The following is a 12,641-nucleotide window of genomic DNA, read 5'->3' as shown; positions in this document are numbered from 1 at the left end:
TGTTAGCCCCTACAGCAGCGTGATGGCGTTTTCATCCGCCGCCGCATACAAAAATCCATTGCCCAGTGCATAGCCTTCATTGCGCAGATAGGCATGCTGATACTCAGCTGAATCGTCCACAAACTCAGCGCGGAAACGGCGTGAGCCTTTCTGCGTGTAGATATGAAAATTTTCAAGCGTTGTAACAGCCAGACGTTTACCCGGCATGAATGGCGGAACAAAAGCAAAGCGCCCAGCAATAGAGCTGGTCAGCAGCTGCGCCGCAGCTGTATCGGAAAGTGAGCGATCTGCGGCATTGAATAAGCGCAGACGGTTCTTTTGCTGCCAGTTCGGCACCGACCAAAACAACCAGGCGCGGATCTTCCCGGAAGGCTTCAGGGATTTTATCTTTGATAAGCTGATTAGCCAGAGCATCCAGATGCGGATAGTCGCCACCTTCGCCCAGGCTAAATTTTTCAGTGATGACCTGGGAACCGTTATTAAACTCTCGTGCTATAGCATGCCAGCCGGTGTTAATATCCTCCCCTTTAGGGTTCTCAATGGGATTCGTAGGCAGTCCGGCATATTCACCGTTAAACCCAATCCGCAGCATATCTAAAGAAACAGCACGACCAAAAAAATCAGAGAGAAGGCTTACAAATTTATCAAAGCTATTGATGTTAGCGAGTTGCCCCAATTGTTCGTAAGATAATGAAACGCAGGAATCTGTTTCAACTAATTCAAAAGGCGTGCCATTAACAGTTAGTTTCTTTTTAAAACGCCCTGATAACGCACGCCCTGAATGCAACGAGTTATCACCAATCTCAATAGCTTGCCCGGTAGAACTATCAATATCACGCAGAGTAATACTTCCCATCATCCAACCTGATTCTAACATCGCTATATGCAAAGAATTTTCGGAGGGAGTCGATATGGTAAATTCCCCTTCTTTATTATTACTGAAATATTCTGCACCTCGAGTGAAAAGTTGATGAAACTGCTTCGCCATATCAGGAATTAAATGTACTGCCATGTCTTATACCTTCTTATTTCAAATTGATGAATTCATCATGTGTGTTTTTCTAAGCATGCACTGATCATGCAGACATTTACTATTTACATAATCAATGGCCGTCATTCTTTGACGTAGCTCGGCATTTAGATTGCTGAAGTATTCACGATAATATCGAGCCTTACTTTCTCCACCATTAGCTATTTCATATTTACTTGTAGGTACAGTGCATAATGAAATAATTTTTCGCAATGCTGTTTCCAGCATATCCAGCTCTTTCCAAGCATATAAAATTGGACTATCTGACTTATTAAAGTAAGATTCTTTGATCGGACATCCTTTAAGATATTCCATAGGTATTCGCGTAAGAATTACCGGCATCAGACCAGGCGCATTGTTCGCAGATAGTACCTCAGCCTGCTTGCGTAACATGCCTAAAAGCTCTCGACGCTCATTTAATAGCTTGTCGGCAGATGCAATATACCCATCGATACGGTCTTTTCTGTATTCGAGATCCTGCAGATAAGCTCGTAAGCTTTCATAGCCACCCAATCCGCTACGTTTACCTTTATGGGCTTGGGCAATATCGTCATCAATACTTTTTGCATCAGCCAAAGCATCTTTATAAGCTTTATTAGCTGTATTAATGACACTTAACCCGCGCTCTACTAATAGATTCATTTCTGAAGCATTACACTCAGTATAAGGAACCTCATACCCTGTCAATTTTTTAAATTCCTCACGCAGTGATTTTATTTCATTAAAGCGCTTAATCTCTATAGTTCGAATAGCATAACCACCATCAGAGTGCCCTTCACTGAAAGTAATAGATTTATAGTTAAGCACTTGATCAATATTGCTATCTTTACAAAAAATTAAATCTTCACTACCCATTATAACTAACTCCTTCTTTTAATATTTTCTTTAATCCAATCTTCGATTTCACTTTCAACCCACGCAACAGAGCGTTCTCCAATCATTACGTTCTTGGGGAATTTTTCACACTTCATCATTTTGTAGAGTGTTGACCTTGGCAAGCCTGTAGCGCTAATTACAGAAGAGAGCCTTATTAATCTTAATGAGTTAGATTGAATTTCGTTTACAGTATTTATAGACATGACTCTCCCTAGTTAGATGATAAATTAGTATTGGACATTCTCAGATGTTGTCGGATGCGCTAAGACTGCCATCATAATTTAGAGTTGTAAATATGAGATGGTTAAAGTGAATTGGCAATTTAATATTGACAATTAAATGTTTTGAAGGGTGAGGAATGCTTATTAAGGGTGCTCCGCAATATTCATTAGTATCTCTTAGTATTCGTTAGTTTCTTTTAGTATTTCCTGACCGATGGGGAATAGTGGTGAGTGGTGGTAAGAGGGTAAATTCTAACGTAAAGATTTGTAAATATATAAAAATAAGATAATCACAAGAAATTTTCCTAACCCATCCTCAACATTGATACTAAGCAAAGTTGGATTACTCATGGTAGTGAGTATATTATTTAATCTTTCAACATCTGGAAGTCATTTATGAAACGCTATGAAAAGATCCTAATTGGGGGTAAAGATAAAAGAGATGAAATTTTTGATGTATGCCTCAGTATTGGCATTACTGAAGAAATGTTAGATAGATGTAGCCTGATCTTTATCATGCAGATTTATGGCACGTACATGTCTAGGGCTGAAAACCCATTCAAAATCGGTGATGAGATTCTTCACCTTGAAGGTTTATCTCGTAGAGGGCAAAGCAGTACCAAACCAGCAACAATGTTCGACAAAAAGGTTTATCTGAAAGGGTTGTGGCACAAGCATTACGTGGGTAGCAGCGTATCTGATATGGCAATCAACTTAATTGGTGCGTTACGTAATTATGGCCTGCCTAAATTGGAAGCTGACGTAAATGAGGTGATGAGTTCTGGACAGGAAAGGTACTTTACGCCTGAGGATGCAGGGCGAATCGCGCATGAAGCTGTTGTAGAAAACTTCCTAAGACGCTCTCAAGAAAAGAGATTAACTGGACACTGGATTATTTATGCTGTCCATGAGGGGCAAAACTTTTATCTTAGTCTCGGCCGCCATAATAGTGATGAAGCAGAGATAAGGCGCAACATTGATGCTGTCGCAGTCCTTGAATTTCCCTTCTTATCAGAAATCTTGCATCCAATAAATTAAATAGCGTATAGAAATACGTATAACATAAATAATTGATATTAACATAAACCATATAAATCAATTATTTATAAATTTAAAAATATTCCTGTAGGGGACACCATCAAGCTGTGTTTTTGCAAAATCCAATAGAACGAGCGTGCTCAAAATCTTTCTCGAGATTGATCCCCGTCATAATTACCCCCTTAAGTTTTCCTCAAGTTTTTGATATGCTATTTCACGCAGTTAAGTAACTCATATAATTGAAAAAAATGATTTAAGACGCCATAAGTGCGTCAACTCTTACACCTACAAGTTTTTTCTGGGCCATTACCCAGGAAGCATTTCATAAAACTACACATCTTTTGGTAATTACGATGAACAAAAAAGCAACGAATAACGTTGGATTCTGTCCGTTTTGCAGTGGCGAACTCAATGAAAGCCCCGCTAACTGCCACCAGTGTGGCGCGGCGATGATGAAAGGCCATATCGATAAAACACAGAGAAAATGGATGCTTTTTCTGCGGGTCATTCTGTTGATAGCTACCGCACTGAATTATATTTACCTGTCTCCGATTCTAGAAGGCGATGAATTAATCACGGTATTTGTCATTTCAATTTCTGTCTCTTTGGTCCTGCCTTACATTTATTTTAAATTAAAAAACATCAGTCATTCAGTGTGGATAAGAAAACCGTTGTCTTGGTAAATTAACCCATAAAATCAATGCATTGAAAAAATCATGCGTATTAAATCTAGTACGCATGATGATGAGTTGTGTTTATTTACGGCTGACAAATAGACAATTAGACCAATAAAACAATTCTACGTTCGTCCCTCCAACTAATATCTTATTTTTAGAACCTATTACATAAATAAGGCGCCTCTTTCGACGCGCCTTATTGGTAATATGTTTTTACGAAAGTTTATGGCTTAACGCCAACCCATTTCAGGGGCAATGTGTTTCAAAATAGAGTCGATGACGTGAATATTGTAATCCACGCCAAGTTGGTTCGGAATGGTGAGCAGCAATGTATCGGCTTCGGCAATGGCTTCATCCTGTTTCAACTGTGCAATCAATTGTTCAGGCTGGGCGGCATAGCTGCGTCCAAAAATGGACCGGTTCTTTTCTTCAAGGAAACCGACTTTGTCGCCGTCCTGTCCACTCCCGCCAAAGTAGGCGCGGTCCATATCATTCATCAATGCAAAAATACTGCGACTGACAGAAACACGCGGCGTGCGAGTGTGACCTGCCTCTTTCCAGGCTTCGCGGTAGGCGCGAATCTGATTAGCCTGCTGGATATGGAAAGGCTCGCCGGTTTCATCGTCTTTAAGTGTGGAGCTTTGCAGGTTCATTCCAAGCTGTGCCGCCCATCGAGCCGTGGCATTTGAGCCTGCCCCCCACCAGATGCGTTCACGCAATCCTTCGGAATAAGGTTCAACTCGCAGTAATCCCGGCGGGTTTTGGAACATTGGTTGCGGATTAGGTTCTGCAAAACCGTTTCCATTCAACACTTCCAGAAACGCGAGAGTATGTTTACGCGCCATATCCGATTCATTTTCGCCTTCGGCTGGCTGATACCCAAAATAACGCCAGCCGTCGATAACCTGCTCAGGCGAGCCACGGCTTAATCCAAGCTGTAAACGGCCCCCTGAAATCAGGTCTGCCACGCCGGCATCTTCCGCCATATACAGCGGATTTTCATAACGCATATCGATAACGCCCGTACCAATTTCGATACGGCTGGTTTTAGCCCCTACCGCTGAAAGTAGCGGGAAAGGTGAGCTCAACTGGCGAGCAAAATGGTGAACGCGGAAATAGGCTCCATCGGCCCCCAACTCTTCAGCGGCGACAGCAAGGTCGATGGATTGCAAAAGCGCATCGGCAGCCGAACGCGTGCCGGACTGCGGTGAAGGAGTCCAATGCCCAAAGGATAGAAAACCAATCTTTTTCATCACGCATTTGTCCTGTAGTTAGAAAATTTCGAGTAAAAAATCGACTGTTCATATCATATTACATCGAATCAACGTGAACAGGAGCAGGATGTGGCATGTTGGTAAAAGGATGTGTTTTTAGCAGGCATCTGGAAACATAAAGAGCGCAATATGCGCTCTTTATGGCTATCCGGTTTATGAAAATCTAGCGGTTTAGCAGCTCACGCTCAATACGCTCGCGGGTCGCCACAGCCTGAAGCGGCATCTTTTCAGGATAACCAAACAGCGACGTGGCGATAATGGATTCGCCACCTACTTTAAAGTTGCGATTGGCAAAGTTCATTTTACGCAGGGTTTCGAATAACGCATCGAAATTGATTTCTCCTTCACCAATACCGACATGCTGGTGAACAACGGCGTCCACACCCGGCGGATTGACAATATAGCGGCAATGTTTGGTATGGTTCATGGTATCGGCTATCAATACGTGAGAAAGATCGTCACCGGCGTAATCCAGCATTGTCGCTACGTCGCCCTTGCCTTTGTCATAGAAAAACGTATGAGGCACGCTGTACAGATATTTGACGTTATCGCTGCGCAGCGATTTCACCATATCGGCCGTTTCATTGTTTTCTTCGCAGAAATCCCACGGATGTGATTGAATTTCAACGCGGATACCTTCACGCTCGATAATAGGCAGCAGCTCTTCCATCGACTGATACCAGCGTTCTTCACAGATTTCCGGTTGATTAGGATCACCCGAAAGTTCGGTATTGATGACTTCAACTCCCATGTCGACTGCAATCTCGATCATGCGTTTCCAGTTACGCACGGCTGCGATGCGGCGGTCATTATCCGGACCAGACCAGCGATACACCACGATAAAGGATGAAATTTCGACGCCATACTGGGTCAATGCGCGTTTGTATTCATTCATCACATCCAGTCCGGCTTTGGGATGTTTATAGAAAGGATTGATGCGCGGATGAGGCGACTGTTCAATATATTTATAGCCCCATTCCGAAACCTGGCGCACCATTTCGGTAATACTTCTGTCCCTGATTACGTCTACATCAAATGCAATTTTCATGTCCGGCTCCGATCCACATTCTAAAACGTGCTTGGTATATGTCAGGTTGCGGGCAAATGAGATTAATACTCACGCGCCTTGCCAATATTTTCGCGTAGCATGTCGGCCACTTTATCGACAGCCTTGCTTTCTGAAACCATGGCACCGCCAACGCGCCACCAGCTGAAATACTTGTGGATCATGGTTTTTGGCAGCACTTTGATATCGATAAGTGTAGAAACTTTCTGTTTTTTGGCATCGGCCAGCGCCGCATGCAACTGTTCGAGCGTGGTCACAGAGTAGGTTTTGCAGCCATAGCCTTCGGCAATTTTGGCGAAGTTTACCGGCACAAAGCCGCCGTCGAGTTTGGAGGTGGAATCGGCGCGGAAACGGAACTCGGTGTTAAAGCTGTCCATGCCATGTTCCATCTGCAAATTATTGATGCAGCCGTTGGTCATGTTATCCAGTAGGATCACGTTGATTTTGCAGTGTTCTTGAATCGAGGTGACAAGCTCTGAGTGCAGCATCATAAAGGAACCGTCGCCCACCAGCGCATAGACTTCACGTTCCGGCTCGGCCATTTTCACGCCCAGCGCCGCGTTGACTTCATACCCCATGCAGGAATAGCCGTATTCAACGTGATAACCGTTGGTATCCGTAGTGCGCCAGATGCGTTGCAGGTCGCCCGGCAGGCTTCCGGCAGCCGCGACGATGACGGCTTCTTTGTCTAAGGTGCTGTTCAGTGTTCCCAGCACACGGCTTTGCGTCAGCAAAGATCCGGTAATGGTTTCAAACTCGGCGTACACCGCTTTGCGATCCAGATGATCGTCAATTTCCGGTATGAAATCTTCACCGCTGTAGTCCACTTGATAAACACGTTTCGTTTCAGCAATGAGCTCTTCGCGCACGTCGGCTATCTGATGCCCCCACGCCGCATGGTAATCACTGCCTTGCAGAGCTTTATCCAGCGCGTCTAGACCGACGCGGGCATCGGCAACGACCTGTACGGCGTCCAGCTTGAAGGCATCGAAACGGTTCACGTTGATGTTTATGAATGAAACGTCTGGATTCTGGAAAATCCATTTCGAGGAGCTGGTGAAATCCGTATAGCGCGTTCCGACACCAATGATCAGGTCCGCCTCTTTTGCCAGTGTATTGGCGGCAAGCGTACCGGTTTCACCGATACCGCCCAGATTAAAGGCATGTTCGGATGTCAGGGTGCCTTTACCTGCCTGCGTTTCTGCAAAAGGAATGCCGTAGGTTTCTGCCAGTTTCTGCAACGCCTGACCCGCTTGCGAATATTTCGCACCGCCGCCGCAGACGATCAGAGGTTTGCGCTTGCTCTTTATAAGGGTAATGGCATCAGCCAGCGCACCTTCGGTAATAGGCTGACGGTCAATTCGGTGTACACGTTTCTGGAAGAAATATTCAGGATAATCATAAGCTTCACCCTGTACATCCTGCGGCAGAGACAAAGTCACCGCGCCGGTTTCAGCCGGGTCGGTCAACACGCGCATGGCGCTGATACAGGCGGTCATCAGCTGCTCGGGGCGCACGATGCGGTCCCAATATTTGGAAACGGTACGAAATGCGTCATTGGTGCTGATACTAAGATCATGACTCTGTTCAATTTGCTGCAACACGGGATCCGGCTGACGCGAGGCAAACACATCGCCTGGCAGCAGTAAAAGAGGGATGCGGTTCGCCGTTGCGGTCGCTGCTGCGGTCAACATGTTGGCGGCACCCGGCCCGACGGAAGAGGTGCAGGCATAAATCTGATGGCGCAGCTTCTGTTTTGCATATCCGGTTGCGGCGTGGGCCATGCCCTGCTCGTTTCGGCCCTGATGAACGATGAGCTGTCCGCTGTCTTGTTCCAGCGCCTGACCCAGTCCCAGTACGTTACCGTGACCAAAGATGGCAAAAATACCGGTGACAAATTTAATCTCTTCGCCGTCTACGCTGACATATTGCTGATCCAGAAAGCGGACCAAGGCCTGTGCCATTGTTAATCTGATCTTTTTCATCTTCATTCCTTGCGGTTAACGCCGATACCGTGGTGATGTTTGCATCAAAAATGATATGAAAAGATTATAAAGATTTTATTGCGCAGTGAAATGAAAAAACCGAACCAATTTTTCATTTTGAGACAATCATCATAAAAACAAAACAAAGATATCGAAATACAGCAGATAAAAAAGCGTGTTCAATGGGATGCGAAACTCGAGTAAAATCCTTTATACATTGATTTTTAATGGTTTATTGTATTTTCACATCGAGTTTATTTGGAAGGTTAAAACGGATGGTAATTTTCATTTATAATTAAAATGAAAATTATAAATGTATAACGATTGAGGTTACAGCGCCCTCCCTGAGCTTGAAGAGGGCAGAAATACATGAAAAAACAATAATTTAACTTTTTACAGCCTGAGGTTTGGCTTTGAAACCCGTCAGCAGCAGAATAAAGGCACCTGCCAGCAAGACAATATCGGCCACGTTGAACACGCCGGTACGCAGCATGCCTGCGCTGATATTCATGAAATCGACCACGTAACCCCCATAGACAATGCGGTCCAGCAGATTGCTCACACCGCCCGCAAAAATCATGGTCAATGAAATAAGGGTTGCGGCATTGGCGCGCTTATTGGTCAGCGTGTAAATCAGCAGTGCCAGCAGGAAGGTGCCGATACCGACAATCATCAGCACATAGCGCAGGTTGGCAGGCAGCGTGCCGCCAAGGCCCAGAAAGGTGCCCGTATTATGGGTAAGTAACAGCCTGACGCTACCGCCCAGATATTCACGCACATAATCCATGGACAGCGTCGCCTTGGCGAAGGCTTTGGTGAGTTGATCAATGCCAACACACAGGGCAAAAACAAGAGTTATCAGGCTTAGACGTTTACTGAATTTCATATTCATGAGCTCGGAGTAAAGAGAAAACGCAGTATAGCCAGCCTTGAGGACATCATCCAGATCTCTACCCCGTCAGCGCCCTCGCAAAAGGTTGCGGCAATTTTCATTGCAGCCTGTCGTTCATTCCAAAACAGAAGATGTGCGCTGCATCATAAAAATTATAATTTCAAAAATATTTTATTTGAAATTTTAATTTCGAATATTTATATTGATTTCGACGAACGGATGAACTTCCCATGAAGAAGCTCGATTCGGACGTTGCACGGAGGGCGTGGAGAGTGAAACAAGGCTAACGCAACGTTTTCGTTCATCGTCTCGGCAAAGGCAGCGCTTACTGCCCGAATCGAGGTTACACCGTTGAACGAGAATTTCGAAAGCCTATGGCCGTTTACGACAAGGATGTCGTAAAGGGTTTCACCCTGTTTCTGTACGCGGTTAGCGGTTTTATCGTGGCGACTTGCCAATGGCCGAGTCGATTTTGCCCACGCTATTTAGCGCAAGTGACATCATTAGCGTTTGCGCCAGGCACATGGAAGCGATTTGCGAACGGAAGCCATCAACCTGTGCTTCACGTACAATAAAGCAGACGTCACTGAAAGCCGTCAACGGGCTGACAAGACTGTCGGTAATGGCAATCTGCTTGGCTCCCTGCGCCGCACCCATCGACACTAAATCAACCACTTCCTGCGCATACGGTGAATTACTGATAGAAATCACCACGTCGGTTGGCTGCACCATATTAAGCTGTTCGTTGAACATGCCGCCGAGGCCATCAATCAGAAACGTGCGGCGCTCAAGATGGCGAAACGCATAGGTCAGATAGGCCGCGATGCTGAATGAGCGACGAAATCCAATCACATAGATATTTTCTGCTTCATCAAGCAGTTTCACCGCACGTTCCAAATCTTCGGCTTTGATCTGGCCGCTGAGCTGTTGCAGCGCCTGTTCGTTGACCATACTGAAGACTTTCAGAATTTCAGCAGGCGTTTCGGGCGCGCCGCTCTCTTCACTGGCGGTCTGGCGCGACAGGCTGGCGCGTTCGGTGTAATTCACCGTGCCTTCCATCAGATGCTGACGAAATACCTGCTTCATTTCGTTAAAACCATCAAAACCATAATTGTTGGCGAAACGAATAAGTGTCGACGGCGGAACGTTGGCTTTCTCTGCAATCGAGGCAATGGTTTCAAAGGGGATCGTGTTGCCGTTGTCCAGAATATAACGGGCAACCTGCTTTAACCTTTTGCTCAGGGAATCATAGCTGGTACGGATTTGATCTTGCAGCTGCGCGAGTTGTGAAGGAGTAGCCATATTGATTATCAATACCTTAAGTCAAACTATTGTGGCAGCAAGGGACTCCCTCTCTGCGCCATATTCATAACTTTCATGGGCTTATCTTACCAAGTCCCCCCGTTACAGAGAAACCAGTTTACGCCTTTCAACGAGCAACAAACAGGATCCGCATCAGATAATTGTAAAACAGTCCATGTTTTACAATCAGTTAAGCCGCAATTTTCAAACGAAAATCTGTGTTATTTTCCGGGCATCATGCGCTTGAGCGTATCGTCTTTCATGAAATAGTGATGGAACAGCGCTGCCAGACCATGCAATCCGACCAGATAATAACCCAGCGTCGCGACCAGTTCGTGCGTGTCACGCAGCACCGGTCGCCATTCAGGACGCGGCGTCACAAACTGCGGGATCTCCCAGCCAAGCAGGAAAATCTGCCGTCCGGCGAACAATACGGTCAGAAAACCCAGCGTCGGCAACGCCAGAAAAAGCAGATAAAGCAGCCAGTGCGTGAGCGTTGCTATATGCGCCTGCCAGGTGGGCAGCGGCGGCGTGATAGGGGGCGAACGAAAACGATGGCGCAGCAAAATGCGGATGAAAACCAGCACCCACACGCTTATGCCGAAGTTGTAATGCAGTTGTCGCACAATCAGTCGGTATTCGTCCGGAAAGTAGCCGCGCCCCAACATGACTGAATAGGTAAGAATAATCATTAACAAGGTCAGCCAGTGAAGGCTGATTTGCAGCGACGAATAACGATTTTTCATGCATTTTCCCTAATTACGCAATGTGTTACAAACTACGTCAATACGTTTAAAAATAATAGCGCCAAATTAAGGGGTTTTTATGAAAGTCGGGCATTTAATGCGGTTATTTACTTTTCCTGAAAAACGGCGGGCCCTTTCCTTTTCAAATGCAAATAAAGAAAAACCGGGCATTTGAGGCCCGGTTTGCTGTTTGGTGTTTTCGAAAAGCAACGTGTGTGAGGAATTACACTTTATCGCTCACCGATTTCGGCTCGGCGGTTCTCGGCGCTGCCCTTCCTGGGCGCGATAAGTCCGTCGGCGCGGAACATGGCTTTGATGCCGCGCACCGCCTGACGGATGCGGTCCTGATTTTCGATGAGCGCAAAGCGGACGTGGGTATCGCCGTAATCACCGAAACCCACGCCCGGAGAGACGCAGACTTTGGCATCCGCGAGCAGTTTTTTGGCGAATTCCAGCGAACCTAAATGAGCATAGGCGTCAGGAATTTTAGCCCAAACATACAGTGTGGCTTTCGGATTTTCGACCATCCATCCCGCTTCGTGCAACCCGCGCACCAATACATTACGACGCTGGCGATATTGCTCGGCAATATCTTTCACACACTGTTGATCGCCTTCCAGCGCAGCAATCGCGGCAACCTGAAGCGGCGTAAAAGTGCCGTAATCGTGATAGCTTTTGATACGTGCCAAGGCACTGACCAGCTCCTGATTACCGACCATAAAGCCAATACGCCAGCCCGCCATGTTGTAGCTTTTCGAAAGCGTAAAGAACTCGACAGCGATATCTTTCGCACCTGGCACCTGCATGATAGAGGGTGCTTTCCAGCCATCAAAAACAATATCCGCATAAGCTAAGTCATGGATAACCATCACGTTATACTGTTTCGCCAACGCGACAACCCGCTCGAAGAAGTCCAGCTCCACGCACTGTGCCGTAGGGTTCGACGGGAAACCAAGAATCATCATCTTGGGACGCGGAATACTCTCTTTTATCGCGCGTTCAAGCTCGCCGAAGAAGTCTACCCCTTCGACCAGCGGCACGGAGCGCACCTGTGCACCGGCAATCACGGCGCCATAAATATGAATGGGATAACTTGGGTTGGGCACCAGTACGGTATCGCCGTGATCCAGTGTCGCCAGCATCAGGTGAGCCAATCCCTCTTTCGAACCAATGGTCACAATGGCTTCGCTTTCAGGGTCTATATCTACCTGATAACGGTCGGCATACCAGCGGGAAATCGCACGGCGCAGACGCGGAATGCCCTTGGAGGTTGAATATCCGTGGGTATCTTCGCGCTGGGCAACGGTAACGAGTTTTTCGACGATGTGCGGCGGTGTGGGACCGTCAGGATTCCCCATACTGAAATCGATAATGTCTTCGCCGCGACGTCGCGCAGCCATTTTCAATTCGGAAGTGATGTTGAATACGTAAGGGGAAGACGATCGATACGCGTAAAACGGCGCGGTTGGCTTGAATCGGACATAGTAACCTCGATGAACGTAAGCGCCCGGACCATCCGAGCGACGCTGGTCTG

10 protein-coding genes and 2 pseudogenes are annotated in these 12,641 nt (G+C 46.4%); 2 read left to right on the top strand and 10 right to left on the bottom strand.

Annotated features, from left to right (window positions below; all coding sequences use genetic code 11):
• Window positions 1-9: 9 nt before the first annotated feature.
• The 3 genes and pseudogenes from O1V66_RS01450 to O1V66_RS01440 all read right to left on the bottom strand — a co-directional run bounded on the left by O1V66_RS01450 (window position 10) and on the right by O1V66_RS01440 (window position 2,109).
• Window positions 10-1,012: pseudogene (locus O1V66_RS01450) on the bottom strand (P2 family phage major capsid protein).
• An 18-nt stretch (window positions 1,013-1,030) separates the two neighbouring features.
• On the bottom strand, window positions 1,031-1,885 hold the full coding sequence (locus O1V66_RS01445; protein WP_045047486.1) for a hypothetical protein: 855 nt from the start codon (window positions 1,883-1,885) through the stop codon (window positions 1,031-1,033).
• A 5-nt stretch (window positions 1,886-1,890) separates the two neighbouring features.
• Window positions 1,891-2,109 carry an AlpA family transcriptional regulator gene (locus tag O1V66_RS01440; protein ID WP_072045072.1) on the bottom strand — a complete coding sequence of 73 codons (219 nt, stop codon included), beginning with the start codon at window positions 2,107-2,109 and terminating at the stop codon, window positions 1,891-1,893.
• A gap of 414 nt (window positions 2,110-2,523) precedes the next feature.
• Here O1V66_RS01440 and O1V66_RS01435 point away from each other — a divergent pair, with 414 nt between their 5' ends.
• Complete coding sequence (locus O1V66_RS01435; protein WP_052673400.1) at window positions 2,524-3,165, top strand: hypothetical protein; 642 nt, start codon at window positions 2,524-2,526, stop codon at window positions 3,163-3,165.
• 353 nt (window positions 3,166-3,518) lie between these two features.
• A complete protein-coding gene (locus tag O1V66_RS01430; RefSeq protein ID WP_152623600.1) occupies window positions 3,519-3,848 on the top strand; it encodes a hypothetical protein in 330 nt (109 codons plus the stop codon).
• 224 nt (window positions 3,849-4,072) lie between these two features.
• Here O1V66_RS01430 and O1V66_RS01425 read toward each other — a convergent pair whose 3' ends face one another.
• The 7 genes and pseudogenes from O1V66_RS01425 to alaC all read right to left on the bottom strand — a co-directional run bounded on the left by O1V66_RS01425 (window position 4,073) and on the right by alaC (window position 12,590).
• Entirely contained in the window at window positions 4,073-5,095 is a 1,023-nt protein-coding gene (locus tag O1V66_RS01425) for an LLM class flavin-dependent oxidoreductase (RefSeq protein WP_045047488.1), read from the bottom strand.
• A gap of 184 nt (window positions 5,096-5,279) precedes the next feature.
• Window positions 5,280-6,164: a sugar phosphate isomerase/epimerase family protein gene (locus tag O1V66_RS01420; RefSeq protein WP_045047489.1), complete on the bottom strand. Its 885-nt coding sequence runs from the start codon at window positions 6,162-6,164 to the stop codon at window positions 5,280-5,282.
• A 62-nt stretch (window positions 6,165-6,226) separates the two neighbouring features.
• Entirely contained in the window at window positions 6,227-8,167 is a 1,941-nt protein-coding gene (gene iolD / locus O1V66_RS01415; protein WP_045047490.1) for a 3D-(3,5/4)-trihydroxycyclohexane-1,2-dione acylhydrolase (decyclizing), read from the bottom strand.
• 385 nt (window positions 8,168-8,552) lie between these two features.
• The gene (gene lspA / locus O1V66_RS01410; RefSeq protein WP_045047623.1) at window positions 8,553-9,053 is read right to left on the bottom strand and encodes a signal peptidase II; all 501 of its coding nucleotides are present in this window, start codon (window positions 9,051-9,053) and stop codon (window positions 8,553-8,555) included.
• Window positions 9,054-9,497: 444 nt separating this feature from the next.
• Window positions 9,498-10,361: a MurR/RpiR family transcriptional regulator gene (locus tag O1V66_RS01405; RefSeq protein WP_045047491.1), complete on the bottom strand. Its 864-nt coding sequence runs from the start codon at window positions 10,359-10,361 to the stop codon at window positions 9,498-9,500.
• 221 nt (window positions 10,362-10,582) lie between these two features.
• Window positions 10,583-11,107 carry a cytochrome b gene (locus O1V66_RS01400; protein WP_045047492.1) on the bottom strand — a complete coding sequence of 175 codons (525 nt, stop codon included), beginning with the start codon at window positions 11,105-11,107 and terminating at the stop codon, window positions 10,583-10,585.
• Window positions 11,108-11,337: 230 nt separating this feature from the next.
• A pseudogene (alaC, locus tag O1V66_RS01395) lies at window positions 11,338-12,590 on the bottom strand (alanine transaminase).
• Between the last annotated feature and the right edge of the window lie 51 nt (window positions 12,591-12,641).

It is taken from the genome of Rouxiella chamberiensis, assembly GCF_026967475.1.
GTDB classification, from domain to species: Bacteria; Pseudomonadota; Gammaproteobacteria; order Enterobacterales; family Enterobacteriaceae; genus Rouxiella; species Rouxiella chamberiensis.
This window is presented reverse-complemented; position numbering and strand designations above follow the sequence as displayed.